The sequence below is a fragment of the Chitinophaga eiseniae genome (assembly GCF_012641265.1).
Classification (GTDB): domain Bacteria; phylum Bacteroidota; class Bacteroidia; order Chitinophagales; family Chitinophagaceae; genus Chitinophaga; species Chitinophaga eiseniae_A.
Genome location: NZ_JABAHZ010000002.1, coordinates 779070 through 795393 on the forward strand (window position 1 = coordinate 779070; position 16324 = coordinate 795393).

A 16324-nucleotide genomic window follows, 5' to 3' on the forward strand; every position below is an offset into this window, starting at 1 on the left:
CTATTTATCTGGTGTTTCAAAATAAGCGGGCAACAAAGTTGCCAGGGGCGTTATCAGCAGCTCGTAAATATCGAGAAAGCTGACAAGGGCGGCTTCTCCATCAAAAAATCCCTGTTCATACGCCTGCGCAATGTATGGGTCGGGCGATTCCTGCCTTTCCACCAGGCTGCCCAGCTTTGTAGTGAATTTTTTCAAATCCAGCGTGAGCAAGTCTTTGGCGCTAATCTCCAGATCCGGGTAGAACGCCATCATGTGGTTGAACCCCGCTTTATATATCCCGATAATATTACTTAGCCGGCGAATGGCCTCCTCCTGGGTGATTGCCACCGCCTGGAAGGCATCCTCTTTTTTGGTGCCGGAAATAAAGCACAGGTCACTGGCAATGCCGGCGGCCCTGGCGGCGAGGTAACGGAGATAAGCCTCTATGAGGTATTTGCTTTCCCGCTTTGACCAGGATATCTGTAAAACGGTATGATCAAATACCCGGATATTTCCTTTTACCAGGCTATCGTCTATCATTATTTCAATGGGCAGTCGTCTTTCTGTAGCGCCCTGGGTACAGGCTTCGTAGAGGTTGCGCACCGGCACCACCTGGTCTTCCATCCGGTGAATGGCCACTGTGGCCATATTCCGCAGAGGAAGTTTCCCTTTTTTGACCATGCTTCCCTGGAGTGAGCTTTGCGCGGGCGCGGGTACCGGCAACAATTCATTTTTGATAGACCATTGCTGCAGTTTATTCAGATCAAAGATTTCTGTTTCGCTGAGCAGCAGCTGGTTGTCGTTATACCGGATGCCCAATACCTTGTTATAATATGCTCTAACAGGGTTTTTATAGAAGCTGATCAGCTCATCCAGCGTAATTTCCTCGAAGGTTAAAGGGCTGGTAGTTTTATTTTCATTGAGAAATGACTTGCCAGCTGCCGCTTTGGTACTCAGGTAAGAGAACAGGCGTTCGTCTGTGCCAGCATACTTTCTGCTGAAACTTTGCAATGGTTGCAGCGTCACCAATTGTTGCCGCGTCGTTTCCGGCGAAGGTGCGCCGGCTTCTATATAATCTATCAGTTCATCTACCAGGGCCGAAGGCGGAAGGTCTGCATTGTCTTTCGCATTTTTCCCGAGATAGCTGATATACAGGTATTCCCGGGCAGAGAGCAAGGTTTCGAGGAACAGGTGTTTATCATTTTCCTTTACATTACGATCGCCTTTCTGCCGGTTTTCTTCCATGAGGTTGAAGCTGGATTTATTTTCCCGGCGGGGAAACTTATCGTAATTCAATCCCATGAGGGCTACAATCTTAAAGGGGATACTACGCATGGGGATGAGCGAGCAGAAAGTGATACCGCCGTTTACAAACAGCCCTGCGCGGGTACTGCCGGTAAGGGTATCGAGGAAGCTATGGCTAAACACCTCAAAAGTGACCTTTTCGCTCATGAACTCATTGAGTGCATTATAAGTGGTGAGCTGTTTTACCAGCGTATTATAGTCTTCATCTATATCTTCAACGGGTTCGAATACCATGTTGTGCAGTAGTCTTTCTGTATAGGCTACCCATTCCACGATGGTGCGGGGGCGCCGCCGGTCGAGGATCGACGACATCAGCACTTCTGCAAAATGGCAGAACCGGATCACGTCGTGCGCATCGCTGCCCTCGGTGATGTCCAGCGGAAAAAAGCTATCTTCTCCCGTGCCATATTCTTCTTCCCCACTCATGCAAATGCCGTACATAATGCGTTGTATGCCATATTGCCAGCTTACAAAGTGCGTTTCATCCTTTTTCTGGCCGTTGATACCAAAGCGGATATTGGCCGCTTCTATAATCCGGCGGATCTGCACCGGGTCGGTCAGGTTGAAACGTTTGCGGATATACGAAAAGTCGAGCAACTGCACTACCGCCTCTGACTTAAACGATTCCTCGTTCATGGTGAGGATGGCATGGAGGGCATTGAAGATATTGTCGTTGTCGGTATAGCTTTCGTCGGCAATGGTATAGCGGAAGGTGTAAGGAGCATTGTTGAATACCGCCTTGATATAGGGTGCATAGGCATCTATATCGCTGACCATCACCACAATATCGCGGGGCGACAATGCTTCTTTCCGCTGGGCCACCAGGTGTACCAGGTAGTTGTACAGTACTTCCACTTCGCGGGCTACCGTATAGCAGGCGTTGATGGTGATAGAACCATCTGTGATATCCTGCCGGGTGAGTAGAAGCCGGTCGGAAGGCGCTGCGGCAGAAAAGATATCGTGCTGGATTTTATGCAGCAGGGTATCGGTACCTGGTTCTACGGATTCAATTTCTTCATAGCCATTAATAAAGGCATCGTAGGCAAAGAAGAGGCTGAAGCTGTCCTGGATAATCCTGCCCCAGCCGGTGAGGAGGGCATTGCCGGCCTTATTGTTTTCCAGCTCGTTGAGTCCCTTCTGACGCCAGCGGGCCAGTTGTTTTTCGTTGCGGTCATCGAACCAGAATACGCCGGGCGCCGGGTTGATGATATGGAAATGTACGTCGATAAAGGATGACAGCTCATGCAATATCTTCACGTGATAGGCGGTAATAATAGAGAGGCCAAACAGGTGTATAACCGGCATACGGCTGGTGAGCGCCGATTTGTTATGGGCGGTATTGTGTAAGGTATCGAGGATATAGTTACCTACGATGGTTTTGTCGGGCAGGGCGCCGCCCGACAGCTGTTTTACCTTTACCCACAACCAGTGCTGCCAGCCTGCGCTGGCTAGTTCCGGGGTATTGGTATAGGTCCAGGCCTGGATCATTTCCGGGCGGTATACCTGGTACTGGTCAAATAAGTCGGCTACTTTTTCCGCCAGGGCCATGCGTTTCAGGTCACTTTCGCCATTTTGATCGGCATAATAAGCAGCTACTTTAGGGAATTTGGCCATAAATTCTTCCTGCCCCAGCAGCTTAAATACCAGCCAGCTAAGGTTTTGGGGAGAAAGTACTTCAGAATATGGCCCGCCCAGCAATACATACAACTGGTACAACAGGTCGTTGGGCTTGAGGAAACGGCAATTGGCCGCTATGCCCAAACGGTCTGCCAACTGGAGTTTCAGCCAGTTGTTCATACCTTCGGTTTGTGTAATAATATAATGAGGTTGAAATACACTGTTGCCCGCATCCTGCAGGTCTTGCGCCAGTCCGGATGATAAGCTGTTCAGTGAATTTGAAACCTTTAAAAACAATGCCATTGATAAGTCCTTTGTTTACACTCCGCCATTCCCGAAGCATGTTATTTAATCTGCATTCTCTGCTACTTCCCTGAACCGGGCTGCAATTCCGGAGGCCCTTTCCACAAAACGTTCTGCCGCCATTAGTATCACTTCCGGCGATCCCTGTACGTATACTTTGTGCCTGGCCCTGCTCACCGCGGTGTATAACAGTTCCCGGGTAAGAATAGGCACATCGGTGGTATCCGGTAATAATACCAATACTTCTCCGAACTCCGAGCCCTGACTTTTATGGATGGTCATAGCGAAGGCGGTTTCTGCCTGGGTAAGATAGCCGGGTAATACCGCTTTCAGCGCGCCGGTACTATCTTCAAACCAGGCCATGAGCACCCCGTTTTCATCAGCGCGGATAATGCCGGTATCGCCATTGAACAGGCCATGTTCATAATAGTTACGGGTGAGGATCACCGGGCGGTTTTCATAAAACTCGCTGTGCGCGGTAATTAGTTTCTTATCGTATAAATATTTTTCGATTTGCTTGTTAACGGTATAAAGTCCCTGTGGTCCTTCTCTTACGGCGGTGAGCACCCGTTGCGCATTCAATAATTTCAGTGCAGTAGCAATATCGCGCTCCTGGATAAAAGCGGCGTAGCGGGCTATAAAGTCTTCAAATAATTTTACATCCGCGCTGGGGTCTATGACTACTTGTTCATCTGCCGAAGGCGGAAAAAAAGACTGGATAACGGGTACCTGGTTAGCGATAACAGCTTTACTGAATTTGCCAATACCGGTGTTGCCGGTAAAACGATGGCTGCGCCGCAGTTCTACCAGGTGCTGAAACAAGGGATGATGGCTCTCTTGTTGTTCATGCGCTACTGGTATATGGCGCTGTTCATCGGCAATAAAGCTATTGATAAAGCGGCGTCTTTCAGCACTGAAGCCATTGAGGGATTCTTGTGCCTGGCAAAGATCACCAAACAAACTGCCTGCTTCCACGGAGGCGAGCTGGTCTTTGTCGCCCAATAAAATGAGGCGGGTATCCGGATGGATGGCATCCAGCAGTTTGGCAAACAGCGCCACATCTATCATAGAGCACTCATCCACGATAACAACATCATAGTTGAGCGGATTGGTTTTATTGTGCCGGAAGTAGGGACTGCCATTGATAGATTTCAGGAGGCGGTGAATAGTGGCGGGTTGTAGCTGCCTGAATTGCTGGTTAATGGAGGCATCTATCTCCAGGTTAGTATTACGGAGACTTTCCGCCATACGGGCGGCAGCTTTACCGGTAGGTGCTGCCAGGGCCACTTTCAGCCGGGGATCGGTAGCAAACAGGATCGCCAGGATTTTGGCTACTGTAGTGGTTTTACCGGTACCGGGGCCTCCGGTTATAATGGTGAAATTATTCAATACGCCGGTGATAGCGGCGGCCAGTTGCCAGTCGGCCGGGTCGCTGCCATCGTTGATGGTACCACCCGCAAACAATTTACTGATCAGCGGTTGCTGGCTTTGCAGTAAAGCCATTCTTTCCGGCAGTAATGTTTTTTCCGTGGCCAGAAATGCTTTGATGCGTTGCAGGAAATTGGTTTCATACCTGAAATAACGTTGCAGGTAGAGGCGGTCCTGGTATACCACGAAAGGCTGTTTATCGTTGCCTTGTAGTCCTATCAGCGGGATACTTTCCAGTATTTCTTTCCCGGTTGCTATTTTCTGGTAAGATTCCGGAAGATTTTCCTGCTCTTCTTTTATTTTATCAAGATGAAGACAGATATGGCCTTCGCTGCCTTTTTTTGATAGCAAATAAGCATACGGCTTCAGTGCTGGTATATCGAAATACTCAGCAAATTGTTGGTGTACATCGTTCAGGGTGGGTATATTTCGCATTCTTTCAGGCCACTTGAAAAGATTAAAATACAACTTTTTCTGCTTCATCAGAAAGGGCTGTATATTGCAAAAATACGTAACCTATACACTGTATACAATGTCCCAAAAAAAGAAGGCGCTCTGCGCATTATTATTGCTTTCCTGTTTGCGTGTAGCCGCCCAGGAAGAAGGTTGGAGAAAACCGGGTCAACTAAAAGCGAATCTTTCCCTGTTAGGTGTTGGCGCTAATTATGAATTACGATTGTTGAAATATACCACGCTCAACCTGGAAGCAGGCGTTGAAATGGGGCTGGCATATTCCAGCAATAGTTATAGTTACTTTGAGGATGATCATTGGGCTTATGCGGGCGTACCCGTTTTTTCGGGAGAAGTAAGGCAGTATTATGGAATAGCCCGCCGGATGGCCAAAGGGAAAAAAGTAAATAACAATGCGGGCAGCTTTGTAAGCATTACCGGAGGAACGGTAACGGCGCCCCTTTTTTCGAAGAACTTTGCAACAGGCACTTATGGTTTTGTAACACCTGCCTGGGGCATGCAACGCAGCTGGGGAAAGCATATCAATTTCGAGGGCCGCTTTGGCTGGATGTTTACACCACGCAACTACTACAACGATGCCGCACATTACCTGAGCATACGCCTCAGCGTGGGTTATGTGATATGGTAATGTCGTACATTCGCTGCTTAAAATCGTGAGATATGTCATCCAGGATAGTTAAGCAGGTAATTGTGATGCGCAAGGATTTAAACATGCGCAAGGGGAAGATGATTGCCCAGGGGGCGCATGCGTCTATAGCCTTTCTTACCCGGCATGCTACCATAGAAGGTTACACATTGCAAACGAACCTGAGAAACCCGGAAGAGGTGTCTGAATGGATGACGAAAGGGTTTACAAAAATTTGTTTGTCGGTCGATTCGGAAGAAGAACTGGAGCGGGTGTATCAGCAAGCCGTGGAGGATGGGTTGAATGCTACTTTGATAACAGATTCGGGGTTAACGGAATTCGGCGGAGTGGCTACGAAAACCTGTTGTGCTATTGGCCCCAACCTGAATGAGGCGATAGACCGCATCACCAAAGACCTGAAGCTGCTTTAGTCCTCGTCACCTACTACATCTGTTTCTACCACCCGGCCTATCTGGCCATCTTCCAGTCGTACTTTAATACCACGGGAGTGATACGCGGCCGAGGTGAGTAAATCTTTCACAATGCCGTAGGTTTTTTTACCGCTGCGTTGGTCTTTTTTCAGGATGATGGCTACTTCCAGTCCTGGATAAATGTCTTTTCTATATTGTCCGTCCATAGGGCAAAGTTAGTTTTTTACCCAGAAAGGAAAAACATAACAAGCGGGCGCATCAAATTTGATGCACCCGTTGTTTTATTTAGGGATAAATATTTGCCTCAATTGATCTATCAGCACACCGTTTCCGCTCAGGCTGATGCTGTTGATTTTTTCAGCGATCTTCTCCACATACTCCATCTCCTTCAGCTTAAACAGCATAGGATTGTCTTCCATCAGCTTGGCGGTATTCAGCAAGCTCCTGGTGCTGGCAGTTTCTTCCCGGCGCATGATGATATTGGCTTGTGCCTTCTTTTCGGCTACCAGTACCTGGTTCATGATTTCCTTCACATCGCCCGGCAGGATGATGTCGCGGATACCGAAGGTATGCAGGGTGATACCCAGGTTTTCGGCCTTTTCGCTCACTGCCTTCATGATGAAAGGCGCCAGGGCATCTTTCTTTTCCAGCAATTCATCGAAGTGCAAGGTGGCGATGTATTCTCTCAGCGCGAGCTGGAACAATACATACAGCTGTCTTTCGTATTCTTTGTTTTGCAGGATGGCCTTGTTGATATCTGCTACCTGGTATTGTGCCCACGCATTGATACGCAGGGCTGCCTTGTCTTTGGTCAGGATTTCCTGGCCGTTGATTTCCAGCTGCATCTGCCGCATATCAATTTTGCTGATGGCGATAGAGATATTATTTCTCCACCAGGAGTAGATGCCGGGATACAAGGTAGTGGCGTATTTACCATCTACCAGCATCACCGCCTGTTCGTAATTTTCTACGTTGAACGTTCTTACGAAAGGTGCTACCAGCCGGTGACTCAAGGTAGACCGGTCTATGTTTTCGGTGATGGCGATCTTGGAGATATCGGCCCTGACGAACTTATAGTCGATCATGTTTTTCCAGAAAGTATATCTTCCGGCGGTCAGTACCTGCTTCAGCAGCCCGTTTTCGTAGTGCAACACAATTTCAGTTTCGCTTACCTCCACCACGTGTAAAGCGGCTCTCAGGTCGCCGTCTTGCAGCAATATGTTTAATTCAATCGGAGCCACGAATGGTTTGTTGATATCATAGATCTGTACATCTTCGTTGATCAGCCAGTGACGGCCTTCTGTCAGCATTCGCTGGTATACGCCATTCTTGAATATCAATCCTCTTTCGTAGGCATTGACGGTAACTCTTTTCATTTTTTTTGTTTTTGGGGTTCATAAAAAAAAGCCAGGAGTGTTGTCCAATGGATGCGCACGGAGGCAGTGGTTCAACAGCTATTCCTGCATCAGTTGGGGCGGAAGTGCCAAGTGATGAGGGATAACAGCCGAAGCGATTGCCTGCTGGTGTTTACCCATTTGCCGTTATCATCCTTTTGATGAAGTGGCGGGGCTTACAGCCCTGGCTTTTGTTGATTGTCTGGATTTCAAGTCCATGTTTGTTGTTTTTTCTCTTTTCAGGAGAATTCTATTGCTCTTCCTACTGAGCTACCGCCCACGGAGGCGGACAGGAATCGAACCTGCGACCCATAGATGATGGCGAGCATCGTGCCTGTGAAGCAACAGCATACAGCGCGTTACTACGGCTGCACTGCGGGGCTATCTGAAACCCTCGCCTGGTTTGCTTGGTGAAGGCATCGATACTCGTCTTCCCGTGAGGGAAGTTCTTTAGTAAATGCGGTGCATTTACCTGGTGTGAGTAGCAGGATTCGAACCTGCTAAGCCGTTAAGGCGATGGTTTTACAGACCATTGCGACACTCCCACGTCGCCGTACTCACAGTTGGGTGCTGGCGGGGATCGAACCCTGTTCTTCCGGTTCACAGCCGGATATTCTGCCATTGAACTACAAGCACCATAAAAAGGTTGACCAGACCGGATTTGAACCGGCAACCTGCTGCGTATAAGGCAGTCGCTCTCACCGTTGAGCTACTGGTCAGCGTGTGGCCTATGCACACTTTGGGGTCCTCACTATGCGAGTAGTAATGGATGAAGGCCGGTTTTACGTTGGTCACATTGGCCTATAACCTTTTGCTATAGTACCTTTTACCAATTTTGGGGCAATAAAAAAAGCCGGTCGTTCATCACGACCGGCTTTACGTTTAGCATAACCCCTGGTTATGTTCGTTGACAACTCGATCGTTGAAAATAATATGTATACGTGTCTCCTATCGGTAACCGTTGTTTACCGCTATGGTGACTAAATGATATGTATTGGATGCGTATTTGCATGTTTAAAATCTATTTTAAGCACAAATGAAAAGCCCCGCAATCTCTTGCGGGGCCTGTGTTATATCGAATTCGTTTTATCAACTATTCAGTAGCATAACATGCCCCGCCATTAGCATAACCTCCTTTGTGGCTAAACCAACTTTTTGTTTGTATGTGTATAATTGAGCGGTACATGTTTATGATTTTTTTAACAGTGCAAAGATGAATATATTTTTTTAATATCTCCAAAATTTTTAAAAATATTTTTTGACTTGATAAAGGTGGGCTTGTTTTTTACGTAGGTGTTTGATCGTTAGTGAACCATAAGGGCAAGTATTACGGCGGAATATAATCAACACTATGAAGTTTTTCGTGTAGCATAGAAATGGCATTCTTAGCAAATGTTTGTTAATGCAGATTAACAAATTTGCAAGGGAAACATATTACAGTTACGTAGCTATCCTTTAAGATGCTGTAAGAAATTAGTCATACCTGCTACTAACGTTAACGGGCATACATTAAGAATCTATTAACATATTGATGGATTATGCTAAAACTATTTACTACTAGTGTTCTAATTGATATTGTAAATGTTGATTTGAAACTTTTTTTTTGAAAATATTAGTTAAGCATTCGGGTATCCTGATTAATAGTTCCTTATTTTGAAGGATTAAATTTTAATGCATGAAAAATATTTTTGCAAGGATTAAGTTACGAGATGCAACTGCTCTATTTACATCGATTCGATATCATCAAATTAGTGTTTACAAACTAGCCACCCAACCTCCGCAGGAATATGAAATCAAGAATTCTTCACGCAGATGACGATATATTGTTCAGTAGGATAGTAAACAATATTCTACGACAAATTGATTTGGAAGTGTTTCATGCTCCTGATGGGAAACAGGCATGGCAGCTCTTTAACAAAATACAATTTGATTATTGCTTGCTAGATGTTGTTATGCCTGGTTTGAATGGTATTGAACTGGGAGAAAGAATCCGGAAAGTGGATGGCAATATGCCTATTTGCTTTCTTTCAGGGGAAGATCCTGGTTGGTTAGAGAGAGAGGTGTCTACTCGCGTTGCTGATGCAAAATTCTTTTGTAAGACATTTAATATCAGATCGTTATCATTGTTTTTAAGCCATTATTTAATCACTCCTCCAATATTGAATCAATATGGATCAAATCGGACGCTCAAAATATGACAGAGAGTTAAGGGAATTGATCGGACTGAAGTGTAAGACACAAATACCTCCTTATTTACATCGTTTGTTAGTATGTTTTCTGGGGCGATCTGGCGAGCTGGTGCCAGAGATAGAATTGTTTGAGGCTGTATCAGGAAGTAGAGAATTGGTACATACCTGTATATCTGAGCTAAATGAAATACTGGAAACTGTAGACGGGACTGTACGTCTTGTAAATAAGTATGGCAAAGGCTACAAGTTGGAAGACTGGAAATATTGACCCGATCACCAGTTAGCTACGAATAATTTAACATCCACCTTTTTATTTAAAAATGTAAAACATGTGTGTAGAAGAGCGCACTAAGAGGCCGTTTGCGGTGCTTTATGCCGAAAACCACTCCATATCAGCGAAAACAATGAAACTTGCACTTGAGCAATCGGGCGACTTTGTTATTGTCGTTGCAGAAGATGGCTTAAGGGCATGGACGCTTTATAATCAACATGATTTTGATCTCTGCCTGATTGATGTGCATATGCCGGGGTTAAATGGTACAGACCTGGGTGCGAAGATCCGGGAAGTGAACTCCATAATACCGATTGTGTATATCTCCGTAGACGCTCATGTTGAAACAAAAATAGCGGGATTTGAGATCGGCGGGGCCGATGATTATATTGAGAAGCCAGTAGATCTTCCTTTGCTCATTTATAAAATGAAAGCACTTATTGGCAGGGCTGTGACGCAAGCAGGTATTGGGCGACAGGTAGCGTTCGATAAATATACATACAACCCAATGACCTATTCTATTGTTTATAACAACAAAACTTTTCACTTGAATCAGAAGGAAGCTACTGTTTTGAATAAGCTAATTATGCAGATGAATAAAACCGTCACTAAAGAAGAGCTGATAATACTTGCCTTTAAAAGACCAGACAAGAGATCGATACGCCCGATTATATTGAAACTGATAAGCTGTTTTATGGATAGCGACTATGTTAAAATACGCACCATCAGAGGTGTTGGTTATTCGCTGGAAGTACCCAGGGATATGATCAGATATTTTTAACAATTGGTTTGTTATCCTGATTAAATATTTTACTATATTCGGTTATTGTTAGATAAACCCAAAACACGTTAACCATATTTTTTACCCAAAAAATCTATATAATATGAAACTCCACAGAACATTGCACCACCCAGACGGTGCGCGTTCATTTGCCGAATATGAAATAAGAGAAAATAACGTGTATACTACTGTTCATCATGACAACGGCTCCAGTGCCCTGCCGTGGTTTGAAATACGGGGTAATAAGCTGTACCCTACTACGCATCATCCGCAAGGGCGGAGCTCATTCCCCTGGTACGAAATCAGCGACAGTGTAGTGCTCACTTCCGTTCACCACCCGAAAGGGAAGGATGGAATGCCCTGGTTCAAAATAGTATAAATTTAAAAAGGGTTTACTGACGAAGCCTGGCCTGCTGAGCCGGGCTTTTTTATTTAAACGCCAGGATCGTTATTAGCAGGTATACTGCCAGGTGCATAACCCGGTAAATGCGGGTATCCGTTTTATCATCCAGCGCTTTATCTGCTTTCCCAGGCCACCCTACCCCAATGATAAACGCCAGGAACTGCGTAGGCAACACCGCTATCAATGGGATGAGCCAGATCACCACCGAGCCCAGCGCCACGCGCACATAACCCGCATGCAGGTGGATATATAGCAATAAAGTGAGGAAGTAGATAACGTAAATAACCAGGAGTTCGGCAAGTCGTTTTTTCATAGGAACCATAAGATAGGAAAATTTTCTATTCCCTAAGAAAGGATAGATGAGCTGTCGCCTTCGTAAAAGGGTTATTTTAATTTCCTTAATAGCGCCGAAGGTTAAAGTTTATCTTGTTACTAGGAATATAAATATAAACACTTTTGTTGATGTGATTAGGTTCCGTTTTTTTAATATAAATCTCTATAATTGAGCATCCGTTAACCAGGTAAACATTTACACATGCAATACCAGCAAGAAGTAACCTTATTGCGCCAGCAAATTCCCATAGGTATACGCCAGGCGCTACACTTACTCAATAGCACCAACGGTAATATCGACCAGGCAATCCGCGAGTTCAAGGCCAAAATGATAGCTGTTGTCGTGGAAAAAGCGGGTATAGCAGCTGAAACGGCCGCGGAGCAATTGGCCAAATGCAGTTATGATATTGCTGAAACGTTGACCAGTATTGAAGAAGAGCGGTATACCCTGCCAGAAAGGATCTTGCGTAGCAAAAAAAATGATAAAGAAGGGGCGTTAACGCTATTGGCCAGTAACCTGGAAAAAGAACAACAACTTCCCCGTAATTACTGGTTGCTGTTGGACCAGCTACCGGCTCTCTCCCCTGTACAATATACATTGGCAGTAGTAAAAGAATGGTGGGAATACCTGGACTATGAGGGGTTTGATCACGCTATTTATTTCCACCTGGATATTGTAACACCGCAACTGGAAACCGTGCTGCAATTGCCGGAAATAGCCAGCTGCCTGCGTGCAGCCAAGGTGCGTAGCGATGAACTTGTCGCGCACTACAAACAGCTACCTAAGAAGAAAACAACGTTCCATGTAGCCAATGTGATTAATAAAGATCGCTGGTTCCTCAAGCAGGAAGCGACTTTTGAAACGCAACGAGGGGTGGTAATAGAACGGTTGTATGAGTTAGTGGCGGCTAATTTAGCGAGCCTGTAATTTCGGAGGAGCCTGTATCATTACTCGCAGACTTTCTATCGATATATCATCGATTTTTTTATGCAGCATACGATGACAATTAGAACATACCAATGCCAAGTCAGCTAAGGTAGTGCGCCGCGACACTTTCATATCAGCCAATGGCGTGATGTGATGACATTCAATAAAACCTTTACCTACTTCCCCATAGCAATCGTGAAAGTCAAAGCCACATACTTCACAAGATAATTTCCCCTTTTCCTTTAATACGGCCTCTTTTTTATCTTTTACAATCGAAGGCACTCTTTCCCTCACTTTATGTAGTTTATATAAAATAGCACCTTCTTCTACGGCATCGGTTAAGGTTTGTTCATCTTCTTCCACTTGTAGTATTTCCTCTTTGAGCGCTTTGTTTTTGGCAATAGCGGTAATTTCTTTAGCTATTTTACCCAACAAATCTTTTTTGTGCTGAAATTCTAAAAATATTTCTTTATCCAACTTGGATCCACTGGTCATTCCTTTGCCGGTATAGTGTTCGTCAAAAGGTAGAAAATTGCTCAACTTAAGCGTTACACCGTTGGGGTTCCTGAACCGCTCCTTGTCCGGCCGATTCGTCACCAACGGTAGTTCATTCAACAACTGGCTTAAGGCAATTATTTTCGGATTTTTTGCGTCGATACTGCCCCTATCAGGCGAAAAGTAAAGATGTAGTGCAAGCATGATTTCATCCCTATGCCATTTTGGATTGCGGGTCATATTACTGCGACGTTTTATGGGTATAAATGGTATAGAAGCTAACGAATAACGTGATCAGGTTTTCGATCTCCAATCATTTTCATATTGTGAATATCAAAATGATAAACAAATATAAAAAATAGCAACCACTTCTCCTCCCCCTCCATTGCAAATCCCCCCTATTCTCCCTACATTTACCTTGCATGTACACCAAAGAACAATCTCCTGCATTCCACCAGCTGAAGTCATTATTTGACCTGCTATACCTGCGTCTGTGCCACTTTGCCGACCAGCTTATATCCGATTCCGCGATAGCGGAAGATATCGTACAAGAAGTATTTATCCAGTATACACGGCAAAAACAAACGATTACGGACTACCCGGCTATTAAAACTTTATTGTATACAATGGTGAAAAGCGCTTGCCGGCAACAGGGGCAACATACCGAAACAGCCATGCAGAAAGCAGAAGTATGGGGTGAGATTTATGGCGGTATTGCCGCGTTGCCTGAAAACTGTCAGCAGGTATTCCGCCTGGGTTTTATTGAAGGAGAACAAAATGATACCATTGCCAGCAGGTTGAATATCTCTATGGAGGTGGTGATGCTACAGAAGTCGAGGGCCCTGGAACTACTGCGGTTGAAGTTAACGTCAGAAACTTTCCTGGCTTTATATCTTGTTTGTTTATAAAAGTGAACTATGGAGCAAGTGTATCGTACATCGAGGTTAATTGTTAAGTATTGGAAGAATGCTTTGTCGCACGAGGAGCGCAAAGAGCTGCATCAATGGATCGCGGCCAGTGAGGAAAACCGGGCATTGTTTGAAGAATTAAGCCAGGAGCCCATATTGAAAAAAGAGATGGGGAAAATGGAACAGTATCACCCACAACAAGCCTGGCAGCGTATTTCGGGCGAGTTACTGGTAAAGAGAGAAGTACCCTGGGTAAAGGTGATATTGGGCGTTATACTACTACTATTAGCCATCATATTAAAATGGTGGTATACCCATCGGTAGGGGGAATGATAGCCGGTAAGCGTCCTGTTTTACAGAAAGAGCATCCTTTTCTTTCCGCCATGGTATTTTATGAGCGTTTCCCCACCAGGAAACGCTTTATTTATAGCCAGCTGCCTGGAGCTCAAATAGCTCGGCATACCTACCCTTCTTATCCAGTAGCTCCTGGTGGCTCCCAATTTCTACCAGGCTTCCCTTTTCCAATACCAGTATCCGGTTGGCCATGCGTACAGTAGAAAAACGGTGAGAAATCAATACGGCAGTTTTATCGCGGGTCAACTCCGCGAAATGTAGAAATACATTGTATTCTGCCCTGGCATCCAGGGCGGAAGTGGGCTCGTCGAGTATCAGCAGCTGGGCATCTTTCATGTAAGCTCGTGCCAGTGCTATCTTCTGCCATTCGCCCCCGGAAAGTTCCACCCCCTGGCTGAAGCGGCGACCGAGCATCTGGTCAAAGCCATGGGGCATTTTTTCTATCAGCGGATAAGCAAGGCTCTGTCTGGCCGCCTCTTCAATCATAGGCTGGTTGTGACTTTCCGTGATCTTGCCTACGGCAATATTTTGAGAAACGGTCATCTGGTAGCGTTGATAATCCTGGAAAATAACGCCTACCTGTGTACGTAATTCATTGATGTCGTATTCTCTTAAGTCTACTCCATCCAGTAAAATCCGACCTTCAACCGGATCGTATAAACGCGAAAGCAGCTTTACGAGCGTGGTTTTACCGGCGCCGTTTTCCCCTACCAGCGCCAGTTTTTCTCCGGCATGCAGGGTAAAGCTCAGGTGACGGATAGCCCACTTATCGGAATTCACATATTTAAACCCTACATCTTCAAAAGTAAAACCCGTTTGTATAGGCCGGGGAAATTGCCTGGGACGTGCCGCTGCTACCATTTTCGGCTGAATCTCAAAATATTCAAACAGGTCGCGCAAATACAACGCGCCCTGGGTTACGCTGGAAAACCGGATCAGGATACCCTGGAAAGTGGTGCGCAGTTGCCGGAAAGAGCCTGCCAGGAACGCCAGGTCGCCAATGCTGAGGTGTCCGCGGATGGTTTGCAGGATGATAATTACATAAGCGGCATAGTAACCGGCCGCGCCCACAAAGGCAAATACGGTACCCCAAATGGAATCCCTCACCTGCAGCGTTTTTTTATCAGTGTAAAATTTATCAGAGATCGCCCGGAAGCGGTCAATCAGGAAATTAGAGAGGTCAAACACCTTTACCTCTTTGGCTGTTTCATCGCTCGCGCCCAGGTAACGAATGTAGTCCAGCTCCCGGCGATCGGAGGTTTGTCCCCAAGCCAGCTTGTAGTACAGGTCGTTGAAATGCGACTCATTCAGAAACGCCGGTACTACTGCTAATAATAGCAGCAGGATAAGCCACGGGTTGAATATCATCAGGCCTGCCGCTAGGAATGCAACGGTAATCACATCCTGTACCTGGCTCAATACCTGCGCCAGCAGCACTGTTCTGCCGCTGGTTTGCTGCCGGGCACGCTCGAGCTTATCGTAAAATTCTGCGTCTTCAAATTGGTCCAGGTCCAGCCTGGCGGCATATTCCATGATTTTTATGGAGGTATGGTTGGCGAAAAGATCACCCAACAGCCCATCCAGTAAGGAAATAGCCCGGCTCAGCGCATCAGACACAATGGCCAGCACAAATTCAATGGCTACCAGCTCCCACAGCCAGGTGGCGGAATGAGTGGCATCTTTGCTCAACAATACCACCTGGTCTATAATTAGTTTGCCTACATACAACAAGGATAAAGGCATGGCCGATTGTGCTACCCGCAACAGGGTATTGGCGATGGTTAACCCCGGGCTGGTTTGCCACACCATCCGGAAAAAGGCCGGCAAATTCCGCAGCGCGGCCAATCGTTCTTTAAAGGTTAATTCCTCGTCCTTTCCCGGACGCTTTCTTCTTGCATTCATCTGTGCGCTCATACCCTTAATTTACGAAACTCTGGCGGGAAACCGCAGCGTTAGGTCAGTAACAAAAAAAATGTAAATTTGGGTTCATGTGAAAAATTCGAGTGCTATGTTATTAATTATATCTGCCGTACTGATCGTATCCTGCCTGGTAATCGCAGGCGCTGTTTATGCTATTAATCTGCAGTCCAGACAATGGGCCGAATCAGA

Annotated in this window: 15 protein-coding genes and 3 tRNA genes; 8 read left to right on the plus strand and 10 right to left on the minus strand. The window is 45.8% G+C overall.

Going from position 1 to position 16324, the window contains the following annotated elements:
• Nucleotides 1-3204 carry an exodeoxyribonuclease V subunit gamma gene (gene recC / locus HGH91_RS10835; RefSeq protein WP_168738460.1) on the minus strand — a complete coding sequence of 1068 codons (3204 nt, stop codon included), beginning with the start codon at nucleotides 3202-3204 and terminating at the stop codon, nucleotides 1-3.
• 45 nt (nucleotides 3205-3249) lie between these two features.
• The gene (gene recD / locus HGH91_RS10840; protein WP_211092260.1) at nucleotides 3250-5067 is read right to left on the minus strand and encodes an exodeoxyribonuclease V subunit alpha; all 1818 of its coding nucleotides are present in this window, start codon (nucleotides 5065-5067) and stop codon (nucleotides 3250-3252) included.
• A gap of 97 nt (nucleotides 5068-5164) precedes the next feature.
• Here recD and HGH91_RS10845 point away from each other — a divergent pair, with 97 nt between their 5' ends.
• Entirely contained in the window at nucleotides 5165-5731 is a 567-nt protein-coding gene (locus HGH91_RS10845) for a hypothetical protein (RefSeq protein ID WP_168738461.1), read from the plus strand.
• A 32-nt stretch (nucleotides 5732-5763) separates the two neighbouring features.
• On the plus strand, nucleotides 5764-6159 hold the full coding sequence (pth2, locus tag HGH91_RS10850) for an aminoacyl-tRNA hydrolase (RefSeq protein ID WP_168738462.1): 396 nt from the start codon (nucleotides 5764-5766) through the stop codon (nucleotides 6157-6159).
• Here pth2 and HGH91_RS10855 read toward each other — a convergent pair.
• The 5 genes from HGH91_RS10855 to HGH91_RS10875 all read right to left on the minus strand — a co-directional run bounded on the left by HGH91_RS10855 (nucleotide 6156) and on the right by HGH91_RS10875 (nucleotide 8272).
• Nucleotides 6156-6365, minus strand: a complete 210-nt coding sequence (locus HGH91_RS10855; RefSeq protein WP_145662520.1) for a YwbE family protein — start codon at nucleotides 6363-6365, stop codon at nucleotides 6156-6158. The genes pth2 and HGH91_RS10855 overlap by 4 nt on opposite strands.
• Before the next feature lie 75 nt (nucleotides 6366-6440).
• Complete coding sequence (locus HGH91_RS10860) at nucleotides 6441-7535, minus strand: slipin family protein (protein WP_168738463.1); 1095 nt, start codon at nucleotides 7533-7535, stop codon at nucleotides 6441-6443.
• A gap of 491 nt (nucleotides 7536-8026) precedes the next feature.
• Nucleotides 8027-8114: transfer RNA gene (locus HGH91_RS10865), tRNA-Tyr, on the minus strand.
• A gap of 4 nt (nucleotides 8115-8118) precedes the next feature.
• A tRNA-His gene (locus tag HGH91_RS10870) sits at nucleotides 8119-8190 on the minus strand.
• Nucleotides 8191-8199: 9 nt separating this feature from the next.
• A tRNA-Ile gene (locus tag HGH91_RS10875) sits at nucleotides 8200-8272 on the minus strand.
• Nucleotides 8273-9340: 1068 nt separating this feature from the next.
• Here HGH91_RS10875 and HGH91_RS10880 point away from each other — a divergent pair.
• The 3 genes from HGH91_RS10880 to HGH91_RS10890 all read left to right on the plus strand — a co-directional run bounded on the left by HGH91_RS10880 (nucleotide 9341) and on the right by HGH91_RS10890 (nucleotide 11173).
• A complete protein-coding gene (locus HGH91_RS10880) occupies nucleotides 9341-9751 on the plus strand; it encodes a PleD family two-component system response regulator (RefSeq protein WP_168738464.1) in 411 nt (136 codons plus the stop codon).
• A gap of 320 nt (nucleotides 9752-10071) precedes the next feature.
• Nucleotides 10072-10794 carry a response regulator transcription factor gene (locus HGH91_RS10885; protein WP_168738465.1) on the plus strand — a complete coding sequence of 241 codons (723 nt, stop codon included), beginning with the start codon at nucleotides 10072-10074 and terminating at the stop codon, nucleotides 10792-10794.
• Between the two features lie 103 nt (nucleotides 10795-10897).
• Complete coding sequence (locus tag HGH91_RS10890; RefSeq protein WP_168738466.1) at nucleotides 10898-11173, plus strand: hypothetical protein; 276 nt, start codon at nucleotides 10898-10900, stop codon at nucleotides 11171-11173.
• Nucleotides 11174-11222: 49 nt separating this feature from the next.
• Here the strand turns inward: HGH91_RS10890 and HGH91_RS10895 are convergent, their stop codons facing one another.
• Complete coding sequence (locus HGH91_RS10895) at nucleotides 11223-11510, minus strand: hypothetical protein (protein WP_168738467.1); 288 nt, start codon at nucleotides 11508-11510, stop codon at nucleotides 11223-11225.
• Nucleotides 11511-11732: 222 nt separating this feature from the next.
• Between HGH91_RS10895 and HGH91_RS10900 the strand changes: the two genes are divergently transcribed.
• On the plus strand, nucleotides 11733-12458 hold the full coding sequence (locus HGH91_RS10900; protein WP_168738468.1) for a hypothetical protein: 726 nt from the start codon (nucleotides 11733-11735) through the stop codon (nucleotides 12456-12458).
• Here HGH91_RS10900 and HGH91_RS10905 read toward each other — a convergent pair.
• Nucleotides 12444-13193 carry an HNH endonuclease gene (locus tag HGH91_RS10905; RefSeq protein WP_168738469.1) on the minus strand — a complete coding sequence of 250 codons (750 nt, stop codon included), beginning with the start codon at nucleotides 13191-13193 and terminating at the stop codon, nucleotides 12444-12446. The two genes, HGH91_RS10900 and HGH91_RS10905, sit on opposite strands and share 15 nt — an antisense overlap.
• Before the next feature lie 182 nt (nucleotides 13194-13375).
• Here HGH91_RS10905 and HGH91_RS10910 point away from each other — a divergent pair, with 182 nt between their 5' ends.
• Nucleotides 13376-13861, plus strand: a complete 486-nt coding sequence (locus HGH91_RS10910; RefSeq protein ID WP_168738470.1) for a sigma factor — start codon at nucleotides 13376-13378, stop codon at nucleotides 13859-13861.
• Nucleotides 13862-13870: 9 nt separating this feature from the next.
• Nucleotides 13871-14185, plus strand: coding sequence for a hypothetical protein (locus HGH91_RS10915; RefSeq protein WP_168738471.1), 315 nt, complete (start codon nucleotides 13871-13873; stop codon nucleotides 14183-14185).
• Nucleotides 14186-14281: 96 nt separating this feature from the next.
• Here HGH91_RS10915 and HGH91_RS10920 read toward each other — a convergent pair whose 3' ends face one another.
• Nucleotides 14282-16129 (minus strand): ABC transporter ATP-binding protein, encoded by a 1848-nt coding sequence (locus tag HGH91_RS10920; RefSeq protein WP_247651708.1) that lies wholly within the window; start codon nucleotides 16127-16129, stop codon nucleotides 14282-14284.
• Nucleotides 16130-16324 lie beyond the last annotated feature (195 nt).

What these genes read in the sequence shown, in the direction of transcription:
- HGH91_RS10905 (WP_168738469.1), bottom strand. Translation starts at nt 13,193, where the DNA reads ATGACCCGCAATCCAAAATGGCATAGGGATGAAATCATGCTTGCACTA.
- HGH91_RS10860 (WP_168738463.1), bottom strand. Translation starts at nt 7,535, where the DNA reads ATGAAAAGAGTTACCGTCAATGCCTACGAAAGAGGATTGATATTCAAG.
- HGH91_RS10900 (WP_168738468.1), top strand. Translation starts at nt 11,733, where the DNA reads ATGCAATACCAGCAAGAAGTAACCTTATTGCGCCAGCAAATTCCCATA.
- HGH91_RS10880 (WP_168738464.1), top strand. Translation starts at nt 9,341, where the DNA reads ATGAAATCAAGAATTCTTCACGCAGATGACGATATATTGTTCAGTAGG.
- HGH91_RS10895 (WP_168738467.1), bottom strand. Translation starts at nt 11,510, where the DNA reads ATGAAAAAACGACTTGCCGAACTCCTGGTTATTTACGTTATCTACTTC.
- HGH91_RS10920 (WP_247651708.1), bottom strand. Translation starts at nt 16,129, where the DNA reads ATGAGCGCACAGATGAATGCAAGAAGAAAGCGTCCGGGAAAGGACGAG.
- recD (WP_211092260.1), bottom strand. Translation starts at nt 5,067, where the DNA reads ATGCGAAATATACCCACCCTGAACGATGTACACCAACAATTTGCTGAG.
- HGH91_RS10885 (WP_168738465.1), top strand. Translation starts at nt 10,072, where the DNA reads ATGTGTGTAGAAGAGCGCACTAAGAGGCCGTTTGCGGTGCTTTATGCC.
- recC (WP_168738460.1), bottom strand. Translation starts at nt 3,204, where the DNA reads ATGGCATTGTTTTTAAAGGTTTCAAATTCACTGAACAGCTTATCATCC.
- HGH91_RS10910 (WP_168738470.1), top strand. Translation starts at nt 13,376, where the DNA reads ATGTACACCAAAGAACAATCTCCTGCATTCCACCAGCTGAAGTCATTA.
- HGH91_RS10890 (WP_168738466.1), top strand. Translation starts at nt 10,898, where the DNA reads ATGAAACTCCACAGAACATTGCACCACCCAGACGGTGCGCGTTCATTT.
- HGH91_RS10855 (WP_145662520.1), bottom strand. Translation starts at nt 6,365, where the DNA reads ATGGACGGACAATATAGAAAAGACATTTATCCAGGACTGGAAGTAGCC.
- pth2 (WP_168738462.1), top strand. Translation starts at nt 5,764, where the DNA reads ATGTCATCCAGGATAGTTAAGCAGGTAATTGTGATGCGCAAGGATTTA.
- HGH91_RS10845 (WP_168738461.1), top strand. Translation starts at nt 5,165, where the DNA reads ATGTCCCAAAAAAAGAAGGCGCTCTGCGCATTATTATTGCTTTCCTGT.
- HGH91_RS10915 (WP_168738471.1), top strand. Translation starts at nt 13,871, where the DNA reads ATGGAGCAAGTGTATCGTACATCGAGGTTAATTGTTAAGTATTGGAAG.